Raw genomic sequence first — 25,336 nt, 5'->3', positions numbered from 1 at the left:
GAACAGAAGCGCGCAAGAATTAAAACGAAGCCGCCGCGTAGTGCGCTGCGATACCGACAAACAACGCGCCGCCCAGCCAGTTGTTATGACGGAACGCCGCGAAGCACGCCATGCGCTCGCGATTGCGGATCAGCGTGTAGTGATAGATTGCGCAGCCCACCGCCGCCGCCCATCCCAGCCAATACAACACACCGAAGCTGAGCATGACGCCGATGCCGACGTAAATCCCCAGCGTCGCCGCATAGCACAGCATGATCGCCGCCACGTCGAAGCGGCCGAAGGTGAGCGCCGACGTGCGGATACCGATCTTGATGTCGTCGTCGCGATCGACCATCGCGTATTCCGTGTCGTAGGCAACCGACCAGAACACGTTGGCCAGCAGCATGACCCAGGCGAGCATCGGCACGTGATCCTGAATCGCGGCGAACGCCATCGGAATGCCGAAGCCGAACGCGATGCCGAGATACGCCTGCGGAATCGCAAAGAAGCGCTTCGTGAACGGATACGAACCGGCGACGAACAGCGCCGCCACCGACAACTCCTTCGTCAACGTATTCAGCGGCAGAATCAGCAGAAAGGCCAGCAGCGACAAACCGGCCGCCAGCGCCACCGCTTCCCATGCCTTGATCTTGCCCGATGTGATCGGGCGGTTTTCCGTGCGCTTCACGTAGCGATCGAAGTCGCGATCCGCGTAGTCGTTGATCGCGCAACCCGCCGAGCGCATCAGCACCGTACCCACCGTGAAAATCACCAGCAGCGGCCACGACGGATGACCGTCGGAGGCAATCCACAGCGCATTGAGCGTCGGCCACAGCAGCAGCAGGCTGCCGATCGGCTTGTCCATGCGTACGAGGCGCAGATACAGGGGAAGTCGGGCGAACATGGGCGGATTCGGTGAAGTGCAGACGGTGCCGCTATTTTACGGGATGCGGACCGAAGGTAGCCGTCAGGCGGGCGAAGCTGGCCTTCTGGGTGCCAGAACCGGGGCCGCAACCGTAGCCGGGCCTCGAGCTACAGCTGAATGCAGATCGGGCACCGCAAAAAACAAAGCCTCCCGCAAAGGGAGGCTTTGTTTGTTTTGCTACTCAACTCAACTTAACGCTAAAGCATTTAAGCCAGCATCGAGCGCAGCATCCACGCGGTCTTTTCGTGCGTTTGCATGCGTTGCGTCAGCAGATCAGCGGTCGGCTCGTCGTTAGCGGCTTCCGTCGACGGGAAAATCGCGCGTGCAGTACGCACCACGGCTTCCTGACCTTCCACCAACTGGCGGATCATTTCTTCCGCCGCCGGCACGCCGTCCGCTTCCGGAATCGACGACAGCTTCGCGAATTCCTTGTAGCTACCCGGCGCATGCACGCCCAGTGCGCGGATGCGTTCAGCGATCGAATCGACCGCGAGCGCCAGCTCGTTGTACTGCGTTTCGAACATCAGATGCAGCGTGTTGAACATCGGACCCGTCACGTTCCAGTGGAAGTTGTGGGTCTTCAGATAAAGCGTGTAGGTGTCGGCGAGCAAGCGCGACAGACCTTCTGCGATCTTCTTGCGATCCTTGTCGCTGATTCCGATATTGACGTGCTGTACAGCTTCTTTCTTGGCCATGATGACTCCTTTGAAGAGTGATACGAACCGGTAGGTAGAGTGACGGCGTGCGGCTAGCAAACCCGGCACGTCGAACGCCCGCCAGTTTAGCTTAGAAAGCCGCTGCGTTCGTGTGACGCGTGGTCGCTTGCCCCACCCGCGGTCTCGCGTTCAATCACGCACCCAATGCATGTTGCACGGCTTGCGCAACGATCACCACGAGTCCGCTCGAGAAGATCGCGAATCCGACTGCCTTGCGCAGCGTCGATGCGTAGTGCCGTTGCTTGCCGCGAGCGGCCGGCGAGCCGCCAATGGTGGACATCATCATCTGGATCATGATCGTGCTTCCTCGATTCGTATCAATACTGGCGGGGCGCCGATGCGCCCCGTCCTGCTGCATCAACCCACTTCAACTGCTCACTTCTTGCCGCCTTCGGCAAGTTCGGCCAACGCGGCGATCACACCTTCCGCATAGGCCGGATCGGCGCGACGGAAATGCTCGATCTGACGCGCGACGATCTCTTGCGGCACACCGTTGATATGGCGTGCGATGTTGCCGAACAGACGCTGACGCTGTGCCGCATCGAAGAGCGCAAACAGCATGCCCGGCTGCGTGTAGTAGTCATCGTCCTCGCGATGCTCGTAACGATCGACCGTACCCGCTGCGAGCGGTGGCTCCGCTGCGTTGGTGTCCTGCGCGAAGTCACCGAAGCGATTCGGCTCGTAGTTCACGTTGCCGCCGAGGTTGCCATCCGTGCGCATCGCGCCGTCGCGATGGAACGAATGGTGGACTGGACAGCGCGGCGCATTCACCGGAATCTGATGGTGATTGATACCGAGGCGATAGCGCTGCGTGTCGCCATACGAGAACAAACGGCCTTGCAACAGACGGTCCGGCGAGAAGCCGATACCCGGCACCACGTTGGCGGGCGTGAACGCGGCCTGCTCCACATCCGCGAAATAGTTCGCCGCGTTGCGATTCAACTCGATCGTGCCGACGTCGATCAACGGGTAGTCCTTCTGCGACCACACCTTCGTGATGTCGAACGGATTGAAGCGATAGTTCGCGGCTTCCGCTTCCGGCATCACCTGAATCGCAAAACGCCATTTCGGGAAGTTGCCTGCGTCGATGCTCGTGAGCAGATCCTGTTGCGCGCTTTCTCGGTTCTGTGCGACCACTTGCGCTGCTTCGGCATCGGTAAAGTTCTCAATGCCTTGCATCGACTTGAAGTGGAACTTCACCCAGAAGCGCTCGTTGTTGGCGTTGATAAACGAGTACGTGTGCGAGCCGAAGCCGTGCATCTGGCGGAAGTTCTGCGGAATGCCGCGATCGCTCATCAGGATGGTGATCTGATGCAACGACTCCGGATGACGCGACCAGAAATCCCATGCCGCGATATTGCTGCGCATGTTGGTGTACGGGTCGCGCTTTTGCGTGTGGATGAAGTCCGGAAACTTCAGCGGATCGCGGATGAAGAACACCGGCGTGTTGTTGCCGACCACGTCCCAGTTGCCTTCTTCCGTGTAGAACTTGATCGAGAAACCGCGCACGTCGCGTTCCGCGTCGGCGGCGCCGCGTTCGCCCGCCACCGTCGAGAAGCGCATGAAGAGCGGCGTGTCCTTGCCGACCTCAGCGAACACTTTCGCCTTCGTGAAACGCGAGATGTCATGCGTGACTTTCAGCGTGCCGAATGCGCCCGAACCTTTGGCGTGAACGCGGCGTTCCGGAATCACTTCGCGATCGAAGTGAGCGAGTTTTTCGAGCAGCCAGACGTCTTGCAGGACGACCGGACCGCGCGCGCCGGCGGTCATCGAATTCTGGTTGTCGGCGATGGGTGCGCCGGCTGCATTGGTGAGCTTACGTTCGGACATGCGGTACTCCTGAGTGGCTTTGATCGGAAACGGAATGCGGGGAGAGGTGCGGCGCGCTGATGATGCCTACGGCTTATGCGGACAGGGCCCGATCGACCAGCAAGGACAATGCAACCGTGCCCATGCCGCGCACCGACGCCGCGAACGTGCCAGTGCTGCCGGTGGTCATGCGGACGGGTTGAGCGAGGACAGTTGGGACTTGCTGCGAGTTCGGCTGCGTCATGATTTCCTCCGGGTCTGATGGGATCGGGCGATCCATGGAGGAAACTATAACAATGCTATCGAATTAACGTGTTTGATTAATTTTATCTATTCGATAGGGAGTGCGGCTATCGGCGCCTTGGTTATCGCCGGACCGGCTGCACAGAGCGTGCGGCGGACCGGCGTGGGCGCGAGCGTAGCCGTTCAGTTGACGGCGACAGGCAGATCGAGCTTTTTGACGCCCGTCAGATCGCAGGCGTTGATGGCATCGCAGATGGCGTCGATAGCCGGTGTCCGCGTGAAGCTCTTACGCCAGGCAAGCACCACACGGCGATCCGGCACCGGCTCGTCGAAGGCGACGTAGCTGAGCAGGCCGGCGTCGATACCGCCGGCGTGCGGCTTGACCTCCTGAACCGACATGCGCGGCAGCACGGTAATGCCGACGCCGCTCGCCACCATATGGCGGATGGTTTCCAGCGACGAACCTTCGAAGGTCTTCTGGATGCCGTCCGCGTTCTGCGAGAAGCGCATCAGTTCCGGGCAAACGCCCAGCACATGGTCGCGGAAGCAGTGGCCGCTGCCGAGCAGCAGCATGGTTTCCTGCTTCAGATCCTCGGCGTCGATCTTTGCGCGGTTTTCCCACGCGTGACCGGAGGGTAGTGCGACGACAAACGGCTCGTCATAGAGCGGGCGTTGCATGAGACCTGTTTCCGGGAACGGCAGCGCCATGATGGCGACATCGATTTCGCCCTGCTTGAGCAGTTCGATCAGCTTGACCGTGTAATTTTCCTGCAGCATCAGCGGCATCTGCGGGACGCGCTTGATCATCTGTTTGACGAGCGTAGGCAGCAGATACGGCCCGATCGTATAGATGACGCCGAGGCGCAACGGCCCGACCAGCGGGTCTTTGCCCTGTTTCGCGATCTCTTTGATGGCGAGCGTTTGTTCGAGGACGCGCTGTGCTTGCGTGACAATCTGTTCGCCGATCGGCGTGACACTGACTTCGCTGGTGCCGCGTTCGAAGATCTGTACGTTGAGCTCGTCTTCGAGCTTTTTGATGGCCACCGACAGGGTCGGCTGGCTAACGAAACACGCTTCGGCGGCCCGGCCGAAGTGCCGTTCGCGGGCAACCGCGACGATGTATTTCAATTCGGTGAGCGTCATTGGGGGACCAATCAGTGCGATGAGTTCGATAGGTTCTAGTTATACACCTATAGGGTCGGTTCGCCAACTTTTTGGTCCTTTGCCGGCCTGGCTGACGAGCGTATCAGCCGTCAAGGACCTGTCGTCAAGCCTTCAAATACTGCTCCCGCGCCCCGAGCCAGCGGGCCAGATGCTGCAACACCACCTCCGGATACTTTTCGAGCAAAGCCGCGGCGGCCTCTCTGGCCGGCTCGATGAGCCACTGGTCATTCTGGAGATCGGCAAACCTCAACATGGCCGCGCCCGACTGTCGGGCGCCAAGAAACTCTCCCGGACCGCGAATCTCGAGGTCGCGCCGGGCGATTTCGAAGCCGTCGGTCGTCTCCCGCATGGTCTGCAAGCGCGCCCGCGCCGTCATCGAGAGTGGACCGGTATAGAGCAACACGCAGACCGAAGCTGCACTCCCGCGCCCCACCCGCCCGCGCAACTGATGCAGCTGTGCGAGACCGAAGCGCTCGGCATGCTCGATCACCATTAGCGAGGCATTCGGCACATCCACGCCCACTTCGATCACCGTCGTCGCCACCAGAAGCTGCACTTCGTTGCGCGTGAACGCATCCATCACCGCGGCCTTCTCCGCCGGCGCGAGACGCCCGTGCACCAGTCCGACATTCAATTCGGGCAACGCGGCCACCAGCGTCTCGTAGGTCTCCACCGCGGTCTGCAACTGCAAGGTCTCGCTTTCCTCGATCAGCGGACACACCCAGTACACCTGGCGACCCGTCAACGCAGCTTCACGCACTCGGCCGATCACCTCTTCGCGCCGCGCGTCGGAAACGAGCTTGGTCAGAATCGGCGTGCGCCCAGGCGGCAATTCGTCGATGGTCGAGACATCGAGGTCGGCGTAATAGGTCATCGCGAGCGTGCGCGGAATCGGCGTCGCCGACATCATCAGTTGATGCGGCTGGAAATCGCGCGCCCCGTCAGCGGCGTTCTGCGCCTTGGCGCGCAAGGCGAGGCGCTGCGCCACGCCGAAGCGATGCTGTTCGTCGACGATCACCAACCCCAGTCGCGCGAACTCGACCGCGTCCTGGATGATCGCGTGCGTACCAATCACAAGCTGCGCCGTGCCAAGCGCTGCTGCTTCGATCGCGGCGCGCTTTTCCTTCGTCTTAAGACTGCCGGCGAGCCACGCGACGCTTACGCCGAGCGGCTCCAGCCAGCCGCGCAATTTGCGCGCGTGCTGTTCGGCGAGAATTTCGGTCGGCGCCATCAGCGCGGCCTGGTAGCCGGCGTCGATCGCCTGTGCCGCTGCCAGCGCGGCCACGATCGTCTTGCCGCTACCGACGTCACCCTGCAGCAAGCGCTGCATCGGATGAGGCTGCGTCAAATCGAGCGCGATCTCGCCGCCCACGCGCTCCTGCGCCGCCGTCAGCGAAAACGGCAGCGCCTTCAGCAACCGCGCCACCAGTGCCGCTTCGTCGCCCAGCTTGCGGCGTGGCATGGCCGGCGCCGCGCGCGTGCGGCGCTCGTCATGGGCGCGCTTCAACGACATCTGCTGCGCCAGCAATTCTTCGAACTTGATCCGTACCCACGCTGGATGCGTGCCATCCATCAGCGCGTTTTCATCGGCCTGCACGCCCGGGTGATGCAGCGTGCGCACCGCCTCCATCAGCGCCGGCACGCCAAGCGGCTGCAAATAAGCCTGCGCGATCGGCTCGGGCAGCAACTCCGGCAACGAGGTGCGCGACAACGCGTTGTCGATCGATTTGCGCAGATACGCCTGGGTCACGCCCGCAGTGCTCGGATAGACCGGCGTTAGCGCCTGCGGCAGCGGCGTGTCTTCGTCGACCACGCGCACCGCCGGATGCACCATCTCCATGCCGAAGAAACCGCCACGTACGTCGCCGCGCACGCGCAGCCGCGCGCCGATCGCCATCTGCTTGACCTGCGAGCCGTAGAAATTCAGAAAGCGAAGGACAAGTTCGTCGCCGGCGTCGTCGCGCAGTTTCACCAGCAGCTGGCGGCGCGGGCGATAGGCGATCTCGTTGTCGAACACCACGCCTTCGGTCTGCGAGATGCCACCCGGCAGCAGATGCCCGATCGGCGTCAGCGAGGTCTCGTCTTCGTAGCGCATCGGCAGATGCAGTACCAGATCGATGTCGCGCGTGAGGCCGAGTTTGGCGAGCTTGTCGACGGGTTTGGCCGCGGGCTTGGCGCCGGCTTCGGCTGCAGGCTTCCTGGCGGCTTTGCCCGCGGATTTGCCGGCAGGCTTGTCGCCGAATGGGTCAACCATTTCGCCTTCACGCGCGGCTTGGTCGCTCTCCGGCGCGACACCCCCGCCAAGGTCGTTCTGGTCGGCCGCCGCTGCTTTGCCCCGCGAGACGCGGCGCTTCGGCTCGGCGCTCACTTCATCGGTAGCGGAGGGCAATCGGCGTTCGGACAAAGGCATGGGTTGCTTCGCAAGTACAATATCGGCTGTCAAAGGTGTCGCCGCCAAGCAGCACGCGGGCTCGCGGGCCGCTCCGGCGTCCCGCAATCATAGCCGCCCGGCTCCGGCTTCGGCTCAATTCAGTCCCAATTCGCTTCCAGTCGTCCGCATGTTTACGCTTTCCGATTTCGATTTCGATCTGCCGCCCGAGCTGATCGCGCAAGTCGCGCTGCCCGAGCGCAGCGCCAGCCGTCTGCTCGAAGTGGCCCACACGGCCGACGCGACCGACGCCGCGCACCTGATCGACCGCCGCTTTGCCGAGTTGCCCGAGTGCATCGCGCCCGGCGATCTGCTGGTCTTCAACGATACCAAAGTCCTGAAGGCGCGCTTCCTCGGCCAGAAGGCCAGTGGCGGCAAGATCGAAGTGCTGGTAGAGCGCCTCACGGGCGAACGCACGGCGCTTGCGCAGATCCGGGCGAGCAAGAGCCCGCAGCCGGGCACCACGATTCGTCTCGCCGACGCGTTCGACGTGACGGTCGGCGAACGCGTCGAGCCGTTCTACACACTGCATTTCCCGGACGACTGCCTCACGCTGATCGAGCAATTCGGCCGCCTGCCACTGCCGCCGTACATCGAGCACGACCCCGACGCGACCGACGAAACCCGCTACCAGACGGTGTTCGCGCAAAACCCGGGCGCGGTGGCCGCACCCACCGCCGGCCTGCATTTCGACGACGCACTGCTCGCGCGACTCGACGCTCGCGGCGTGGAGCGCGCGACGCTAACGCTGCACGTCGGCGCGGGCACCTTCCAGCCGGTGCGGGTGGAGAATCTGGCCGAGCACAAGATGCACAGCGAGTGGTACCACCTGCCGCAATCGCTCGCCGACAAGATCGCGGCGACGCGCGCGCGGGGCAACCGCGTGATCGCGGTGGGCACGACGTCGATGCGCGCGCTCGAAGCCGCCGCGCGCGATGCCGAAGCCGCCGGACGCCCGCTCGGCGCGGCCAGCACGGAAACCGACATCTTCATCACGCCGGGCTATAAATTCCGCGTGGTCGACAGGCTGGTGACCAATTTCCATTTGCCGAAGTCGACATTGCTGATGCTGGTGTCGGCGTTCGCAGGTGTCGAAACGATTCGCGAGGCTTACCGCCACGCGATCGAACAGCGTTACCGCTTCTTTAGCTATGGCGACGCGATGCTGCTCACGCGCCGCGACGCTTGAACCATTGTTTTTTACCCAGCCGCCGTGGCCTACCCGGCGGCGTTCACCATTTGCGCCGGACTGTTCTCCGGTAGCACAGGAGTCCCCCATGACCGACGGTCATACCCACGATACAAGCGGTACCTGCAGCACCTGCGCGAGCCACGGCGAGCGCCCTGACAACGGCCTCAAATTCGAACTGCTCGGCACCGACGGCCAGGCACGCCGCGGGCGCGTTACGCTGAATCATGGCGTGGTCGAAACGCCGATCTTCATGCCGGTCGGCACCTACGGCACGGTGAAGGCGGTCCAGCCGCGCGAGCTCGAAGAAATGCACGCGCAGATCATCCTCGGCAACACCTTCCACCTGTGGCTGCGCCCGGGCCTGGAGACGATCGAGGCTCACGGCGGCCTGCACGGCTTCATGGGCTGGAAGAAGCCGATCCTGACAGATTCGGGTGGTTTTCAGGTGTTTTCACTCGGTGATCTGCGCAAAATCACCGAAGATGGCGTCACGTTCGCATCACCTATCAACGGCGACAAGCTCTTCCTGTCGCCGGAAGTGTCGATGCAGATCCAGAAGGTGCTGAACTCGGACATCGTCATGCAGTTCGACGAATGCACGCCCTACGCGACCAACAACGTGCCGACGTCGCATCAGGAAGCTGCCGATTCGATGCGCATGTCGATGCGCTGGGCCCAACGCTCGATTAACGAATTCAACCGCCTAGGCAATCCGAACGCGTTGTTCGGCATCGTCCAGGGCGGCATGTTCGAAGACCTGCGCGACGAGTCGCTGGCGGGTCTCGCGGAGATGGACTTCCACGGTCTCGCGATCGGCGGCCTGTCCGTCGGAGAGCCGAAAGAAGACATGATGCGCGTGCTGAACCATATCGGCCCGAAGCTGCCGGCCGACAAACCGCACTACCTGATGGGCGTCGGCACGCCGGAAGATCTGGTGGCGGGCGTGGCCGCCGGCGTCGACATGTTCGACTGCGTGATGCCGACCCGCAACGCGCGCAACGGCTGGCTCTTCACCCGTTTCGGCGACATCAAGATCCGCAACGCCGCGCACAAGAACTCGCTGCGCCCGCTCGACGAGCAATGCGGCTGCTACACCTGCCGAAATTTCACACGCGGCTACCTCCACCATCTGCATCGTGTAGGGGAAATCCTCGGTGCGCAGCTGAACACGATTCACAACCTGCACTACTACCTCGAGTTGATGCAGGAAATGCGCGACGCGATCGACGCAAAACTGTTCGAGCCTTTCCGCAAGCGCTTCCACGAGGACCGCGCGCGCGGCATCGATTAGCCGGCATTTGGGAATCAGCTGACGAAATTGCCGGAGGAATCTGCTGGCGTCGCGCGGAAAACCTTACAATTAACTTTCGCGCACGGCAAAAAGGCCTTAAACGGTTGATCGGAAAGCCGATTCGCCGCGCCGACCCCTGTCAGGCCAGTGGTAGAATAACCGGCTGATTTTTTTGATCGTTTTGATTTATAACGGAGAGACCAACGTGTCGTTCATTTCCAATGCCTTTGCCCAAGGCACAGCAACAGGTGGCATTGAATCGAACCTGATGAGTTTCCTGCCGCTGATCCTGATGTTCGGCGTGCTGTACTTCATCATGATTCGCCCGCAAATGAAGCGCCAGAAGGAACACCGCAATATGCTCGCCGCCATGGCCAAGGGCGACGAAGTGGTGACGAATGGCGGCATCGTCGGCAAGGTGACCAAGGTAGGTGAAGCTTACGTCGGCGTCGAAATCTCGGAAGGCACGGAAATCACCGTGCAAAAAGCGTCGGTCACGACGATTCTCCCGAAGGGCACGATCAAGTCGCTGTAAGGCCTGCTCTCTCGCGTCCGGCGCGGCCTCGCCGGCAGTTCTCGCAGCACAACGCTGAACTGCCCGCGCTCATCGCCGGACGCATCGCTTCCAAGCCAACCTTCCCGTTGGACCACTCATGAATCGCTACCCCCTCTGGAAATACGCCGTGATGCTGGTGGCTCTGGTCATCGGCCTCGTGTACACGCTGCCCAATCTGTTCGGCGAAGCGCCGGCGGTGCAGGTGTCGAGCGGCAAGGCAACGGTCAAGCTCGACTCGACCACGCTGTCGGCAGTCGAAACGGCGCTGGCCGCCAATCAGATCAAGCCTGACGAAGTCACGTTCGACAACTCGTCGACCAACGCGAACATCCGCGTGCGCCTGCTGGACACCGACACGCAACTGCGCGTGAAGGATCTGCTGCAGAAGTCGCTTAACAGCGACCCGACCGACCCGCAATTCATCGTCGCACTGAACCTGCAAAGCGCGTCGCCGCGCTGGCTGACCGCCCTGCATGCGCTGCCGATGTACCTCGGTCTGGACTTGCGCGGTGGCGTGCACTTCCTGCTGCAGGTCGACATGGCCGGCGCGCTCAACAAGAAGCTCGACTCCGACGCCTCGGATGCACGCACCATGCTGCGTGACAACAACATCCGCGACGGTGGCGTAAACCGCGTCAACCAGACGGTGGTGATCAATTTCGCCGACCAGGCCACGGCAGACGCCGCATCCAAGCAACTGGGCCGCGGCATCAGCGAACTCCAGTGGACCTCGCAAGCGAACCCGGACGGCGGTGTGCAACTGGTCGGCACGTTCACGCCGGCGGTGCAGAAAGCCGTGCAGGACGCCGCGCTCAAACAGAACATCACCACGCTGCATAACCGCGTGAACGAACTCGGCGTGGCCGAACCGGTGATCCAGCAACAAGGCTCGGACCGTATCGTCGTCGAACTGCCGGGTGTGCAGGACACGGCGAAGGCCAAGGACATCATCGGCCGTACGGCAACGCTCGAAGCGCGCCTCGCCGACCCGGTCAACACGCATCCGAATCCGTCCGATCCGGTGCCGCCAGGTGACGAGCTATTCACCCAAGGCAACCAGACGCCGGTGCTGCTGCGCAAGCAGATCATCTTCACGGGTGACCGCATTATCGACGCGTCGGCAGGCTTCGACGAACATCAGCGTCCGTCGGTGAACATCCGCCTCGACTCGGCCGGTGGCCGCGCGGTGCGCAGTGTCTCGCGCGACAACATCGGCAAGCCGATGGCCATGGTGCTGTTCGAAAAGGGCAAGGGCGAAGTGCTGACGGTGGCGACCATCCAGTCGGAACTGGGCGACCGCTTCCAGATCACCGGCCAGGCCACGCCGCAAGGCGCCGCCGACCTCGCGCTGCTGCTGCGCGCCGGTTCGCTGGCAGCGCCGATGGACATCATCGAAGAACGCACGATCGGCCCGAGCCTCGGCGCGGACAACATCAAGAAGGGCTTCCACTCGGTGGTGTGGGGCTTCGTGGCAATCGCCGTCTTCATGATCGCGTACTACATGCTGTTCGGCGTGATCTCGATGATCGGCCTGTCGGTCAACCTGCTGCTGCTGATCGCCGTGCTGTCCATGTTGCAGGCCACGCTCACCTTGCCGGGTATCGCCGCTATCGCGCTCGCGCTCGGTATGGCGATCGACGCGAACGTGCTGATCAATGAGCGCGTGCGCGAAGAACTGCGCCACGGCGCGCCGCCGCAACTGGCGATCCAGAACGGCTACGCGCATGCATGGGCGACGATTCTCGACTCGAACGTCACCACGCTGATCGCCGGCCTCGCGCTGCTCGCCTTCGGCTCCGGCCCGGTCCGCGGCTTCGCGATGGTCCACTGTATCGGCATCTTGACCTCGATGTTCTCGGCTGTGTTCTTCTCGCGCGGTATCGTCAACCTCTGGTACGGCGGCAAGAAGAAGCTCAAGTCGCTGGCTATTGGCCAGGTGTGGCGTCCGCAACCGGAAGGTATCGACGGCGCCGCCGCTTACCTCGGCAATGAAGACGCCGCGACCGACACTGCACGTGCCGTCGCTGCGGCAAGCGCCAAGCCCAAGACCAAAGCTACGGCCCAGGCGCGCACCAAGCCGACCGTGCGCCGTCGCGATGCGTCGGGTTCGTCGAACACGCCGCAGAAACCGGGTTCATCCCGCTGAGTCCCGGAGAACAAGACCATGGAATTTTTCCGTTTTCGCAAAGACATTCCGTTCATGCAGCGTGCGTTGCTGTTCAACGCAATCTCGCTGCTGACGTTCGTCGCTGCTGTGTTTTTCCTGCTGCATCGCGGGCTGCATCTCTCGGTGGAATTCACCGGCGGTACCGTCATCGAAGTGCAGTATCCGGGTGCGGCGCCGCTCGAACCGGTGCGCGGCACACTCGGCAAACTCGGTTATGCCGACGCTCAAGTGCAGAACTTCGGCACCTCGCGCGACGTGCTGATCCGTCTGCCGCTCAAGCAGGGCTACACGTCAGCTCAACAGAGCGACCAGGTGATGGGCGCGCTGAAGGCCGAGACGCCGGAAGTGCAATTGCAGCGTGTCGAGTTCGTCGGCCCGCAGGTCGGCAAGGAACTCGCAACCGACGGCCTGCTCGCGCTGGCCTGTGTGGTGGTCGGCATCGTGATCTACCTGTCGTTCCGCTTTGAGTGGAAATATGCAGTAGCCGGCGTGATCGCTAACTTGCACGACGTGATCATCATTCTCGGCTTCTTCGCGTTCTTCCAGTGGGAGTTCTCGCTGTCGGTGCTGGCCGCCGTGCTCGCGGTGCTCGGCTACTCGGTGAACGAATCCGTCGTTATCTTCGACCGGATTCGTGAAACCTTCCGCCGCGAACGCAAGCTGACCGTGATCGAGGTGATCAACCACGCGATTACCAGCACCATGTCGCGCACGATCATCACCCACGGCTGTACGCAGATGATGGTGCTGTCGATGTTCCTGTTCGGCGGCCCGACGCTGCACTACTTCGCTCTGGCGCTGACGGTCGGTATTCTGTTCGGTATCTACTCGTCGGTATTCGTGGCCGCGGCGCTCGCCATGTGGCTCGGCGTGAAGCGCGAAGATCTGATCAAGGACAAGAAGGAACGCGTCGATCCGGACGATCCAAACGCAGGCGCGCAAGTTTGAGCTTGCTGTAGTCAGACGTAGCAATAAGAAAGGCCGGTTCTCTCGAACCGGCCTTTTACGTTTACCGCGTTTATCGCCTTTGCCGCGCGTTAGCGAAACCCGAGCTTACGCCGCGCCGCCATCAGCGCCACCAAGCTCACGACCGCGGCAAATATCATGTAGTAGCTCGGCGCCGCCTTCGACCCCGTGAAGCTGATCAGCCACGCGATGATGAACGGCCCAAAGCCGCCGAAGATCGTCACGGCGATGTTATAGGCCAGCGACATGCCCGTCGTACGCGTCTGCACCGGGAACATCTCGGAGAGCAAACCCGGCAGCGCCGCAAAGTAGCCGGTCATCAGAAAGCCGAACACCACCTGCAGCGCGATCAGCGTGCCGAAGGTCGGATGCGCGACCAGATACACGAACGCCGGATTGATCAGTACGAGCAGCAACAGCGCCGAGATCAGCATGATCGTGGTGCGCCCGTGGCGGTCCGACAGATGGCCGACCAGCGGCGAAAACACCATCTGGATCACACCGGTCAGCGCAATCGCCGCGAACGCAACCGAAGGCGCCAGCCCCAACTGCTTCACGCCATAAGTCGGCATGAACAGCACCAGATAGGTCGACACGGTACCGAGCACGACCACGCCGATCGCAATCACGAGACGCAGCTTCTGGCTCGCGAACGTGTCGCGCAGCGGCGTTGTGGTGGTTTCCGCCGCGAGGAACTCGGGTGTTTCGTCGAGCTTGGTGCGGATATACCATGCGACCGGTCCGATCAGAAGACCAAAGAAGAACGGCACGCGCCAGCCCCACGAGGCCATCTGCTCAGGCGACAGCTTGCCGGTCAACAGCACACCGAAACCGGCCGCAAGCAAAGTTGTGAGCCCCTGGCTCGCGACCTGCCAACTCGCAAAGAAACCGCGCCGCCCCGGCACGTGTTCCGCGAGAAAAGCCGTGGCGCTGCCGAACTCGCCGCCGGCCGAAAAGCCCTGCATCAGGCGCGCCACCACGAGAATCACGGGTGCGGCAATGCCGATGCTCTGATACGTCGGCAGAAGCGCGATGATCAGCGTGCCGCACATCATCAGCAGGATCGACAGCGTGAGCGCCGCTTTGCGTCCGGCGCGGTCGGCGTAGGCACCGATCACGATCGCGCCGAGCGGCCGCATGAAGAACGACACACCGAAGGTGCCGAGCGTCAGCAGCAGCGAGATCGTGTCGTTACCCGCCGGGAAAAACAGCTTCGCGATGGTGACCGCGAAAAAGCCGTACACCACCAGATCGAACCATTCCAGCGCGTTGCCGATCGAGGCGGCGACCACCGCGCGCCACGAATTCCGCCGACTCCCCGCCAGGCTTGCCGCTGTCGTTGTATTCATGCAGATCTCCAATGCGCGCGAAATATTATTAACGTAGGTTTTACGCTGGATCTTGCCGAACTGGGTGCGCGCACAACCAATGCGGTGTCAGCGCTCTATGTACCTGAAAAATTAAAACGACGCGAGCGGCAAATCGCTCGCGGCCATTGCACAAGGCTTCCGGCGTTTCAGGCAGGCAATAAAAAAAAACCGCTTCATCCCAAAAGCGAACGAAGCGGTTTTTTTGTTGCGACGCAACGGCCGCACCATAAGCGACATTGAATACGAGCCGGCTAAAAGGCTCGTTACAGCGCTTATTGCTTGATGCCTTCGGCCTGAATATGCAGCTTGGTATCCATGCTGAAACCGTACTTGGCGCCGAAATCCATGCCGTAATCGCTACGGTTGAAATGCGCGCTCGCTTCCACGCCGCACACTTCGCGCTTGAGCACCGGATGCTGCATGCACTTGAACGATTCGATCGTCAGATTCAGCGGCTTGGTCACGCCATGCATCGTCAGGCTGCCGACCACCTGGACCGGCTTGTCGCCGTCGAACTTGATATCGGTGCCCTTGTAGGTCACCGACGAATACTTGGCCACATCAAAGAAGGCGTCCGTCTTCAGATGCTCGTCGAGCTTGGTGTTGCCGGTTTCGACCGAAGCCGGGTCAACCGTGACGTCCACCGTGCCGGTCTTCGCTGCGCGATCGAGCGTGACCGTGCCGGAGCTCTTGGTGAACTTGCCGCGCCACACCGAGAGGCCGCCGAAGTGATCCGCCTCGAAGCTCGGATACGTGTGGGTCGGGTCGAGCTGATAGGTGTCGGCAGCAGCAAACGCGCCGAGCGAGAAAGAAGAAGCCAGTGCGCCGACGGCGATCAACAGGGATGTTTTCAATTCATGCTCCTTATGGTTCCGGAATTCCCGACTTGAAGGAAAGCGGCCGCGCCCAGAGAGCGCGGCGAACGTCACTTGTGTGCTGCAACGATATGAAACTTGATCACCACGTCATCGGCCACCACCGAGGTGTCCTTCCATTCGCCGGTGCCGATATCGAATTGCGAACGCTTGATCGGCAGCGAGCCGTCGAACGTCTGGTTCGCGCCCTGCTGGGTGACCGTAACCGGCACCACGACGGTCTGCGATTTACCCTTGATGGTCAGCTTGCCCGTGACCTTGAACTGATTGCCACCGGCCGGCGCAATCGCGCTCGATACGAAGGTTGCAGTCGGATACGTCTTCGCGTCGAACCAGTCCTTGCCGCGCACCTGATCGTTGTAGCTTTCGTCACCGAGATCGTAGCTGGCCACGTCGATGCTGAACTGCGCGCTGCCGTCGGCCGGTTTTGCCGGGTCGAACTTGACTTGTGCGGTGAACTTGCCGAACTTCCCTTCCACCGGCACGTTCATCTGCTTCGAGGTTGCCGTCACCGAACTCTTCGCGACGTCGACCTGGGCCAGCGCACTGCCGGCGGCGGTCAGCGAGGCCGCAGCGAACGCGGCGAGCATGTAGCGATAAAACGAAACTTTCATGGTTATCCTTATTTGATGAAAGGGAGCATGCGCGACAGCAGGCCGTCGCGGTCCAACCATTGATGCTTCAGGGCCGCCGCAACGTGCAATGCGACCAGCACGAGCAACGTGTAATTCAGGGCGATATGCACGTTCTTCAGCAACTCCTTGAGATGCGGGTCCGGTGCGATCAGGCGCGGCAGCGGAATCAGGCCGAGGTACACCACCGGGATGTTGGCCGCCGAGCTATACAGATAGCCGGAAGCGGGAATCACGATCATCAGCACGTACAGCAACAGATGCGTGAGATGCGCGGCGCCGCGCTGCCAGCCCGGCATGCGGCGCGGCATCGGCGGGGCCGCATGGGTGGCGCGCCACAGAACGCGCAGCACGGCGAGCGCGAACACCGTCACGCCGATCCATTTGTGCCAGGAGAAATAGCGCAGCTTGGTGGGCGTGAAGCCGGGGATGTCGGTCATCACCCAACCCAGCGAGAAGCCGCACACGATCAGCAGCGCGATCAGCCAGTGAAGGGCAATAGCAGTCCGCGTGTACGATTCCCGGCCACCGAAAGAAGGATTGTGTGCCATGACAGGTCAACGCAAGCTAAGAGAGGTTAACGGCGCAGTCGGCCCTGCTATTCCACGCCCGCCAATGCATGCTGCATTGCGCGACGCGATAGAAAACATGGCGGCTGCGGCACACGCCAAGGCCGCCATGCTACCGCAAGCGGAAAAAGCTGGCAGTGTCGACCAGAGTTAGCGCTTCAGCGCTTACTCCGGTCTCATGCAGAGCCCAGCACCCGGAAAGTTTTCCCGCGAGCAGAACGGTATTGAACAATTAGGGCCGGACGGTGTCAGAGGTAAGCTTTTATGTAAGACTATTCCGATTCCGAAGCCGCCTGGCCGGGCGCTTGCGCGAGAAGCAACGGCCTGCCCTCGGCGAAGCGCGTTTGGTACTATTGCTCCACGCTTTCTGCAGCCCTGCCCTGAAACGGGCATTGCACGCCTCCCATCACGTCGTTAGCCCTTCTGCCGTATGGACCATGACAACCTGATCGCGTGCCATGAATGCGATACGCTGTTCCGCAAGCCCCGGCTTGTCGGACGGATGGTCGCGCGCTGTCCGCGCTGCGGCGCGACGCTCTATCGGGGCGTCTCCCGCAAGCTCGACAGCATCTGTGCGATGACGCTGGCCGCGCTGATCACCTTCGTCATCGCCCAAGCCTGCCCGATCGTCGAACTCGATGCCAACGGCATCACCTCGCAAACCACGCTGTTCGGCGCGCTCGTCGCGTTATGGGGCGAGGACATGCAGATCGTCGCGGTCATGGTGTTCTGCTCGACCATCCTGTTCCCGCTGACCGAACTGGTCGCGCTGCTCTATGTGCTGATCCCGCTGCGCTCGGGCTACGTGCCACCCGCCTTCAACCGTGTGTTGCGCGCCATTCAATTCGTGCGGCCGTGGGGCATGATCGAAGTCTTCATGCTCGGCGTGCTGATCACCATCGTGAAGATGGTGAGTCTCGCGCGCGTGATTCCGGAAGCGGCGCTATTCGCGTTCGGCGTGCTGACGCTGATGATCGCAGTGGTCGTCACGTTCGATCCGCGCGTGCTGTGGGATCTCGCCGACGAAATGGGCGAACGCGGTCAGCGGCCGTTGCCGCGTACTTCCGCGGACAGCGCGGCGGCTGCCGTCAGTTCGGTCGCCGGGCCGCCCGCGCCACCGGAAGTGCAAGGCGGATCGCAACCCGCCCTACCGCCGGGCGCGCCGCCGGCCCCGCATCAGGGATGAGCGCACGATGAAATACGTCACCGCGAAGCGCGCGGGCCTCGTCTCCTGCCATGCATGCGGGCGTGTCGAGCCGCGCATCCGCTCCGTCACGCCGCAGCACTGCAGCCGTTGCGGCGCGGTGCTGCACCGGCGCAATCCCGACAGCCTGATGCGCACGTGGGCGCTGCTGATCGCCGCCGCCTTGCTGTATATTCCCGCGAATCTGCTGCCGGTGATGCATACGGCGTCGCTGCTCGGTTCGGAAGACGACACCATCATGAGCGGTGTCGTGTACTTCTGGACCTCGGGCGACTGGCCGCTGGCCGTGATCGTGTTCATCGCCAGCATCATGGTGCCGATGCTCAAGCTCAGTGTGCTGGTGCTGCTCACCGCCACCGCGCAGCGCCGCTCGCGCTGGCGGCCGGAGCAACGCACCACGTTGTACCGGATGGTCGAACGGATCGGGCGCTGGTCGATGCTCGACGTGTTCGTCGTCACGCTGACCGTCGCGCTGGTCCGTTTCAAGTCGCTTGCTGTGATCACGGCCGGCCCGGGCGCGATCGCCTTCGGCTCGGTGGTGATTCTGACGATGATGGCATCCATGCAATTCGATCCACGGCTCATCTGGGACAACGTGGAAGGCAGTACTACAAAACCTCAGGACCTCGACCATGACTAGCCCGCAAGGACCGACGCCCGCCTCCGATGCGCCGCGCAACGATTCGAACGGACCCAAGCTGCCGCCCCAACTGCCAGACCCCGACATCGAGCCGAAGAGCCGCTGGCTACCCTCGCTCGTCTGGGTGATTCCGTTGATCGCCGCGCTGATCGGCCTCGCGCTCGTGATCAAGTCGGTGACCGAAAGAGGCCCGACGATCACGATTACGTTCACCAGCGCCGAAGGCCTCGAGCCCGGCAAGACCAAGGTCAAGTACAAGGACGTCGACGTCGGCTCGGTGAAGACCATCACGCTCTCGAAAGATTTGTCGCACGTGCTGGTTCAGGTGCAGCTCACCAAGGAAGGTGAAGACTTCGCGGTCAAGGATTCGCGCTTCTGGGTGGTCCGCCCTCGCGTCGGCGCGAGCGGCGTATCGGGCCTGACCACGCTGCTCTCGGGCGCGTACATCGGCGCGGACGCCGGCCATTCACCGGACACCGAGAAGAACTTCGTCGGCCTCGAAACGCCGCCGCCTATTACGGGCGACCAGAAGGGCCACCAGTTCATTCTGCACGGCGACTCGCTCGGCTCGATCGACATCGGCTCGCCAATTTTCTACCGGCGTGTGCAGGTCGGCCAGGTGGTGGGCTTCTCGCTCGACAAGGACGGCACCGGCGTGACGATGCAGGTTTTCGTGTCCGCACCGTTCGACCAGTACGTCGGCACCAATTCGCGCTGGTGGCATGCGAGCGGCGTCGATCTGCGGCTCGACTCGAGCGGCTTCAAGCTGAATACGCAGTCGCTTGCGACGGTGATCGTCGGCGGCCTGTCGTTCCAGTCGCCGCCGGGCCAGGGCGTGGGCGCGCAGGCGCCGAACAACATGACGTTCCGCCTCGGCTCGGATGAACAGGACGCGATGCGCGAGCCCGACGGCGTGCCGTTGCGCGTGGTGATGAATTTCAATCAGTCGCTGCGCGGGTTGTCGGTCGGCGCGACGGTCGACTTCCGCGGCATCGTGCTGGGCCAGGTGACCAACATCGGCATCGACTACGATCCGAAGACGCGCAGCTTCACGATGCCGGTGACGATGAACCTGTACCCGGACCGCCTCGGCAAGCGCTTCCGCGAAACCGCGCCGACACCGGGCAGCCTCGCGGGTCAAACCTTGCTGCAACAACTCGTCAAGCATGGTCTGCGCGGCCAGTTGCGCACCGGCAATCTGATTACGAGCCAGTTGTACGTGGCGCTCGATATCTTCCCGAAAGCGCCGCCGGCCACGGTTGACGTCACGGGCGATCCGCTCGAGTTGCCGACCATTCCGAACTCGCTCGACGAACTGCAGGTGCAGGTTGCCGACATTGCGAAGAAGCTCGACAAGGTGCCGTTCGACCAGATCGGTTCGAACCTGAACAGCGCGTTGAAGAACGCCGACCAGCTGTTCACGCGACTCGACAAGGAAGTCGTGCCGGAAGCGCGCGACACCTTGGCCGCGGCGAAGCAGACCTTCGGTTCGGCCGAGGCGACGTTGCAGCAGGACTCGCCGTTGCAGTCGGATGTTCATCAGGCGTTGCAGGAACTGACACGCACGTTGCAGTCGCTGAATGCGTTGTCGGATTATCTGGAGCGTCATCCGGAATCGCTGTTGCGCGGTAAATCAGGAGATAAACCATGATGTTTGCCCGGCTCCCCCGCCCGCCGCGCGGGCTCGTGCGCGGCGCTGTTTATGTCGGCGCTCTGGCCGGACTGGTGGCGATGGCGGCGTGTTCGTCGCCGAGCAGCCGCTTTTATACGCTCGGCGCCGATGGCGCGCCTGCTGGCGCCGCGGCGCCGGTTAGCGCCCGGACTTCGGCTGCGCCGGCGTGGCTGATCGAAGTCGCGCCGATCGATGTGCCGCCGCAGGTGGCGAAGAATCAGCTGGTGGTGCAGACGGGACCGACGCAGGTCCAGGTGCTTGAACAGGAGCGATGGGCTTCGTTGCCGGGTGACGAGATTCGGCGGGCTTTGTCGACCAGTCTGACGCAGCAGTTGGGCACGATTGACGTGTATGGCACTGCGTATCCGGATACGACGCCGGTGTACCGGGTCAGCATGAATGTGCAGCGGTTCGAGTCATGGCCGGGGTCGCATGCGTTGATCGATGCGGTCTGGAGTGTTAGGGCTGTACGTGGTACTGGGGTGATGACCTGTCGGAGTGTGGTGAGTGAGACGGTTAGCGGCGGCTACGATGCACTTGTTAATGGGCATCGCGTGGCGTTGCAGCGGATTGCTGTGCAGGTTGCTGCTGCTGTGCAGATGATGGCGGCTGTGGCGCCTAAGGGTGGTTCTGCTGGGAAGGGGGTTGCTGTTGCTGTGCCGGCTTGTCCTTCTGCTGTTGTTAGTAGCTGAGAGGGGTTTTTGCCTGCGCGGCGCTTATTGTCAGTGTTCTTGGGGCGTTGGCCTTTCCTTGATTTGTTAGTGGTTTATTAGCGTTCCCCCTGTGCGGGGGGGCACCTACTTTTCTTTGCCGCCGCAAAGAAAAGTAGGCAAAAGAAAGCGGCTAGATGCTCCTGCTAAGCGGGTCTCGCAGCTCACTCAGGGTAGTGGTGCATCTGGAATCTGTGCTCGTGCCCGTGCATAAGCTTGTGACAAGGGCGTCATACTTCCGGCGGCGCTGCGCGCGCCGAAGAGCCATTCATAAAACCGATCGCCACGTTTTCACGTTCGCGCCTCGCCATCGGGTTTCTGGCGCGAGTGCAGAGGCGCCTCGCCGAGGCGAAGCCGACGGCTCCCACGGCCCTCAACCGAAGCAGGAGGTTTCCCATGCAGACCCGTCCGCGACGCACGCAGTGCGGAGTGGGAGCTGATGACTCCTTTGTCACTAGCGCCGAATGTGCGAGAGCACGGATTCCAGTCGCACCACTACCCCAGGCAACCCACGGTGCCCGCTTAGCAGGGGCTTCTAGCCGCTTTCTTTTGCCTACTTTTCTTTGCGGCGGCAAAGAAAAGTAGGTGCCCCCCCGCACAGGGGGAACGCTAATAGACCACTAACAATTCAAGGAAAGGCCAAAGCCCTAAGAACACAGACAAACAAGCACCGCAGGCAAAAAACCCCAAGAGATGCTCACTTCATTCAAAACCCTAGTAAAAAAATGGCGCGCCTCCCGCGACAGCGGCCACCAGCTAGACGCGCTGCTAGCGATCGCCGACAAGACGGCACGATACCCAGACCGTAGCGAATGGCTGATCGAACTCGCCCACTGGATCCACCGCGGCCGCGCAGTCCACCCCGAACAACCAGGCACCGCCAGCCCTTCCCCAGCTCACACAAGAATCCGCTACATGCTCAATGTGCTGGACCGCAACCCAGCCTGGAAGAGCAACGTCGCCGGGATTCTCCGCGCGCTCCTGCGCGAAAGCGACGGCCTCTCGCTCCTCTGCGATGCAGGCATGCCCGTGCACTCAGGCTTCTTCGGCGCCCTCTTCGAGCGCCTCGAAGCCTCCCTGATCCCGCCCGCACCAAACCGCCGCGACCTGCGAGCAATCGTCACCCTGATGTTCAGCCAGGAACGCGACGCCGAATGGATCGCCAATCTGCCCACCGATCTGCTCACCCGCATCCGCACGCTCTTCGATTACGAACAGGACGACAGCGAACTACGCGACACCACCCCGTTCTCGCTCGACCTGCTGGCCGCCCTGCACAACCTCACCTGCCAGATCAGCTCGACCGGCCTGTCGCAAACCGTCCGCAGCCGTCTCGGTGAAGTCGACGTCGGCGATGCCGGCGATGTGCGCGTCGCCATGGAAAAGCAGCCGTTCTACCGGCTCACGCGCGCCATGCTCGCTGTCGAAGCAGCCCATCAAGCCGTCAGCGAAGGCTCGCCGCAAGAGAAGCTGCTGCATGAGGTCAACTATCTGCGCCTCCTGCTCGACGAATGCCGCAGCGCCACCGACAACGTCTTCGCCCATCTCTATCGCAACGGCGTCAGCGTCGATATCGTGTTCCAAGTCGAACGGATGCGCATGCGTATCGTGCGCGCGGAGCACCTGCTGAACGCCTGGATGGCGCAGGACGATCCGCATGCCGGCGCACGTCTAACCGCCGAATTGGTGAACGCGAATCACGCGAGCCAAAGCGTGGCGCACCTCGTACGCAGCAATTTCTCATTGCTCGCGCGCAAGGTCGTCGAATACAGCGCCGATACCGGCGAACACTACATCGCCCGCGATCGCGCCGAATACCTGAAGATGCTGCGCATGGCGGCCGGCGGCGGGCTCGTGACCGTCGTCACGGTCTGCGTGAAATTCGCCATCACCGGCGCGCATCTGCAATCGATGTTCGAAGGCCTGCTCGCCGGCATCAACTACGCGGCGAGCTTCCTGCTGATGCACTTCCTGCACTTCTCGCTCGCCACCAAACAACCGGCGATGACGGCGCCCACCCTCGCCCGCGAATTGGACGGCGTCGGCACGCCGGCGGGTGTCGACAGCTTCGTGAGTTCGGTGACCGCATTGATGCGCACGCAGGCAGCCGCGGTGCTCGGCAACGTGATGCTGGTGTTTCCGGTGTGCTTCGGCGTGCAATGGGCGTGGCATGCGCTCTTCAACGCCAACATCATTTCGCCCGAGAAGGCCCACGCCACCCTGCACTCATTCTCTCTGCTCGGGCCGACGCCGTTCTACGCCGCGCTGACGGGCGTGCTGCTGTGGTCGTCGAGTTTGCTGTCAGGTTGGGCGGACAACTGGTTCGTCCTGCATCGCGTGGCAGATGCGCTCACCTACAACCGGCGCCTGCGCATGACGCTCGGCGCGGCCGGCACCGCCCGGCTCGCCGCGTTCTGCCGCTCGAATGTGGCGGGCGTCGTGGGCAATATCACGCTCGGCCTGATGCTCGGGCTCGTGCCGGCGATCCTCACCGCCTTCGCCTTCACTTTCGAGGTGCGTCACGTCACGCTCAGCGCCGGTTCGATCGGTATCGCGCTCGGTGTGCTCGGCAAGGACGCGTTGAAGTTGCCGGAGCTTTGGTGGGCGGTCGCGGGTGTCGGCAGCATGGCGATCCTCAACGTGGCCGTGAGTTTCGCGCTCGCCTTCTACATGGCGGTGAAATCGCGCGACCTGCGGCGCAATGCGGTGCGCTCGCTGCGCGGCGCGATCTGGCAGCGAGTGTTCAGGCATCCGCTGGAGCTGGTATGGCCGGCCAAAGCGGCGCCTCAGAGCAAGTAGAGGTCACGCGCAGGGTGGCCGGGAACAGCCCCGCCTGGCCCGCCACCCCGACCGCGTACAATAGCGCCTTATCTAACGCCTTCCGGCAACCTCAATGTCCTTCGATTTCTTCCTTCCCTGTCCGCGCGGCCTTGAAGCCTCGCTCGCCACCGAGCTCGCCGAAATTGCCGCGAAACACCTGAACGGCGCGCCGTTCACAGCCGGCGCGCAAGTGCCCGGCGGCGTGCATTTCCGCGGCGGCTGGGCAGCCGGCATGGCCGCCAACCTGCACTCGCGCCTCGCGAGCCGCGTGCTGCTGAAAATCGCGCATCGGCCGTATCGCAGCGAACAGGATATTTACGCGCTCGCGCTCGAACAGCGGTGGGAACAGTGGTTCTCGGCAAACGAAACGCTGCGCGTGGACGTCACCGCTATCAAGTCGCCGCTGCGCAGCCTCGAATTCACAACGCTGCGTGTCAAGGACGCAATCTGCGACCGTCTGCGCGAAGTCAGCGGCGCGCGGCCGAACATCGACACCGCCGCGCCCGACGTGCGCGTGTTCGCATTCCTGACCGCCACCGAATGCACGCTCTACCTCGACACCTCCGGCGATCCGCTCTTCAAGCGCGGCTGGCGGCTGGACAAGGGCGCGGCGCCGCTGCGCGAGAACCTCGCGGCGGGCATCCTGCGTCTGACCGGCTGGACCGCCGGCACGCCGCTATACGACCCGATGTGCGGCAGCGGCACCTTCCTCGCGGAAGCCGCGCAAGTGGCGCTGAATATCGCGCCGGGTGCGGAACGTCGCTTCGGCTTCGAGAGGCTCAAGCAATTCGACGCCAAGACCTGGCAACCGCTGAAGGCCGCCGCGCTCGACGCCAAGCACGCCGCGCGTACCTCGCGCGCCGATCTGCAGATCTTCGGCAGCGATATTTCCGGCGACATGCTCGACAAGGCGCGTGCGAACTTCCAGCGCGCCGGTCTGCCGTCGATTCCGCTCAAGCAGGTCGACGCGCGCGGTATGACGGCGCCGTCGGCTGAGCCTGGCATCCTCGTTGCGAATCCGCCGTATGGCGAGCGGATCGAAGTGCGTGGCCGCAACGCACGCGGTGAAATCCGCGAAGGCCGCGCCACGCGCGAAGGTCGCGATGACGACAGCTTCCATCGCGCCCAGGAAGAAGCACCGGACAGCGAGTTTTTCCAGTCGCTCGGCGATGCACTGAAGCAGCGCTTCACCGGCTGGCATGCGTTCATCCTGACGTCGGATCGCAAGCTGCCGGGCCAAATGCGTCTGCGTGAATCCACCAAGACGCCGCTCTTCAACGGCGCGCTCGAATGCCGGCTGTTCCGCTTCGATCTGATCGCGGGCAGCGTTCGCCAGCGGCCACAGAACAACGACACGCCGGCAGCGTAAGCCTGAGCAGAGCAGCATCGAAAAAACCGCGGATCCTGG

The 25,336-nt window shown here is 62.7% G+C and carries 22 protein-coding genes; 11 read left to right on the top strand and 11 right to left on the bottom strand.

Features of this window, described 5'->3' with window-relative positions; genetic code table 11:
- Positions 1 to 19: 19 nt before the first annotated feature.
- The 7 genes from ubiA to recG all read right to left on the bottom strand — a co-directional run bounded on the left by ubiA (position 20) and on the right by recG (position 7,246).
- On the bottom strand, positions 20 to 883 hold the full coding sequence (gene ubiA, locus KHO30_RS27880; RefSeq protein ID WP_093644619.1) for a 4-hydroxybenzoate octaprenyltransferase: 864 nt from the start codon (positions 881 to 883) through the stop codon (positions 20 to 22).
- A 227-nt stretch (positions 884 to 1,110) separates the two neighbouring features.
- On the bottom strand, positions 1,111 to 1,599 hold the full coding sequence (locus tag KHO30_RS27875) for a Dps family protein (protein ID WP_027777895.1): 489 nt from the start codon (positions 1,597 to 1,599) through the stop codon (positions 1,111 to 1,113).
- Between the two features lie 154 nt (positions 1,600 to 1,753).
- The gene (locus tag KHO30_RS27870; protein ID WP_200651176.1) at positions 1,754 to 1,915 is read right to left on the bottom strand and encodes a hypothetical protein; all 162 of its coding nucleotides are present in this window, start codon (positions 1,913 to 1,915) and stop codon (positions 1,754 to 1,756) included.
- 80 nt (positions 1,916 to 1,995) lie between these two features.
- Positions 1,996 to 3,450, bottom strand: a complete 1,455-nt coding sequence (locus KHO30_RS27865; RefSeq protein WP_211702943.1) for a catalase — start codon at positions 3,448 to 3,450, stop codon at positions 1,996 to 1,998.
- Positions 3,451 to 3,523: 73 nt separating this feature from the next.
- Positions 3,524 to 3,673 carry a hypothetical protein gene (locus KHO30_RS27860; protein ID WP_167378513.1) on the bottom strand — a complete coding sequence of 50 codons (150 nt, stop codon included), beginning with the start codon at positions 3,671 to 3,673 and terminating at the stop codon, positions 3,524 to 3,526.
- A 182-nt stretch (positions 3,674 to 3,855) separates the two neighbouring features.
- Positions 3,856 to 4,815, bottom strand: a complete 960-nt coding sequence (locus KHO30_RS27855; protein WP_054037761.1) for a hydrogen peroxide-inducible genes activator — start codon at positions 4,813 to 4,815, stop codon at positions 3,856 to 3,858.
- Between the two features lie 124 nt (positions 4,816 to 4,939).
- A complete protein-coding gene (gene recG / locus KHO30_RS27850) occupies positions 4,940 to 7,246 on the bottom strand; it encodes an ATP-dependent DNA helicase RecG (protein ID WP_211702942.1) in 2,307 nt (768 codons plus the stop codon).
- A gap of 148 nt (positions 7,247 to 7,394) precedes the next feature.
- On the opposite strand from recG, the gene queA reads away from it, so the two are divergent.
- The 5 genes from queA (at position 7,395) to secF (ending at position 13,418) form a co-directional block, all read left to right on the top strand.
- Complete coding sequence (queA, locus tag KHO30_RS27845) at positions 7,395 to 8,453, top strand: tRNA preQ1(34) S-adenosylmethionine ribosyltransferase-isomerase QueA (protein WP_093644723.1); 1,059 nt, start codon at positions 7,395 to 7,397, stop codon at positions 8,451 to 8,453.
- An 88-nt stretch (positions 8,454 to 8,541) separates the two neighbouring features.
- On the top strand, positions 8,542 to 9,747 hold the full coding sequence (tgt, locus tag KHO30_RS27840) for a tRNA guanosine(34) transglycosylase Tgt (protein ID WP_093644611.1): 1,206 nt from the start codon (positions 8,542 to 8,544) through the stop codon (positions 9,745 to 9,747).
- 205 nt (positions 9,748 to 9,952) lie between these two features.
- Positions 9,953 to 10,282 carry a preprotein translocase subunit YajC gene (gene yajC / locus KHO30_RS27835; RefSeq protein ID WP_007179286.1) on the top strand — a complete coding sequence of 110 codons (330 nt, stop codon included), beginning with the start codon at positions 9,953 to 9,955 and terminating at the stop codon, positions 10,280 to 10,282.
- 118 nt (positions 10,283 to 10,400) lie between these two features.
- Positions 10,401 to 12,449, top strand: a complete 2,049-nt coding sequence (gene secD / locus KHO30_RS27830; RefSeq protein WP_211702941.1) for a protein translocase subunit SecD — start codon at positions 10,401 to 10,403, stop codon at positions 12,447 to 12,449.
- Between the two features lie 18 nt (positions 12,450 to 12,467).
- Positions 12,468 to 13,418, top strand: coding sequence for a protein translocase subunit SecF (secF, locus tag KHO30_RS27825; protein ID WP_211702940.1), 951 nt, complete (start codon positions 12,468 to 12,470; stop codon positions 13,416 to 13,418).
- Between the two features lie 89 nt (positions 13,419 to 13,507).
- Here secF and KHO30_RS27820 read toward each other — a convergent pair whose 3' ends face one another.
- From KHO30_RS27820 to KHO30_RS27805, 4 genes are all read right to left on the bottom strand, one after another.
- Positions 13,508 to 14,785: an MFS transporter gene (locus tag KHO30_RS27820; RefSeq protein WP_211702939.1), complete on the bottom strand. Its 1,278-nt coding sequence runs from the start codon at positions 14,783 to 14,785 to the stop codon at positions 13,508 to 13,510.
- Positions 14,786 to 15,078: 293 nt separating this feature from the next.
- Positions 15,079 to 15,648 (bottom strand): YceI family protein, encoded by a 570-nt coding sequence (locus KHO30_RS27815; RefSeq protein WP_093644721.1) that lies wholly within the window; start codon positions 15,646 to 15,648, stop codon positions 15,079 to 15,081.
- 83 nt (positions 15,649 to 15,731) lie between these two features.
- The gene (locus KHO30_RS27810) at positions 15,732 to 16,295 is read right to left on the bottom strand and encodes a YceI family protein (RefSeq protein ID WP_093644603.1); all 564 of its coding nucleotides are present in this window, start codon (positions 16,293 to 16,295) and stop codon (positions 15,732 to 15,734) included.
- Positions 16,296 to 16,303: 8 nt separating this feature from the next.
- Positions 16,304 to 16,864 (bottom strand): cytochrome b, encoded by a 561-nt coding sequence (locus tag KHO30_RS27805; RefSeq protein WP_093644601.1) that lies wholly within the window; start codon positions 16,862 to 16,864, stop codon positions 16,304 to 16,306.
- 448 nt (positions 16,865 to 17,312) lie between these two features.
- On the opposite strand from KHO30_RS27805, the gene KHO30_RS27800 reads away from it, so the two are divergent.
- From KHO30_RS27800 to KHO30_RS27775, 6 genes are all read left to right on the top strand, one after another.
- Positions 17,313 to 18,068: a paraquat-inducible protein A gene (locus KHO30_RS27800; protein WP_211702938.1), complete on the top strand. Its 756-nt coding sequence runs from the start codon at positions 17,313 to 17,315 to the stop codon at positions 18,066 to 18,068.
- 7 nt (positions 18,069 to 18,075) lie between these two features.
- Positions 18,076 to 18,726, top strand: coding sequence for a paraquat-inducible protein A (locus KHO30_RS27795; protein ID WP_211702937.1), 651 nt, complete (start codon positions 18,076 to 18,078; stop codon positions 18,724 to 18,726).
- Positions 18,719 to 20,377: a PqiB family protein gene (locus KHO30_RS27790; protein ID WP_093644597.1), complete on the top strand. Its 1,659-nt coding sequence runs from the start codon at positions 18,719 to 18,721 to the stop codon at positions 20,375 to 20,377. The genes KHO30_RS27795 and KHO30_RS27790 overlap by 8 nt, the downstream gene beginning before the upstream one ends.
- Positions 20,374 to 21,090, top strand: a complete 717-nt coding sequence (locus KHO30_RS27785; protein ID WP_211702936.1) for a PqiC family protein — start codon at positions 20,374 to 20,376, stop codon at positions 21,088 to 21,090. The genes KHO30_RS27790 and KHO30_RS27785 overlap by 4 nt, the downstream gene beginning before the upstream one ends.
- 711 nt (positions 21,091 to 21,801) lie before the next feature.
- A complete protein-coding gene (locus KHO30_RS27780) occupies positions 21,802 to 23,907 on the top strand; it encodes a site-specific recombinase (protein ID WP_211702935.1) in 2,106 nt (701 codons plus the stop codon).
- Between the two features lie 94 nt (positions 23,908 to 24,001).
- Positions 24,002 to 25,297, top strand: coding sequence for a THUMP domain-containing class I SAM-dependent RNA methyltransferase (locus KHO30_RS27775; protein WP_054037740.1), 1,296 nt, complete (start codon positions 24,002 to 24,004; stop codon positions 25,295 to 25,297).
- The last annotated feature ends 39 nt before the right edge of the window (positions 25,298 to 25,336 follow it).

The sequence above is a fragment of the Paraburkholderia aspalathi genome (assembly GCF_905220735.1).
Classification (GTDB): domain Bacteria; phylum Pseudomonadota; class Gammaproteobacteria; order Burkholderiales; family Burkholderiaceae; genus Paraburkholderia; species Paraburkholderia aspalathi.
Note: the sequence above shows the minus strand (reverse complement) of the source record. Positions and strands in the feature narration are given on the sequence as shown.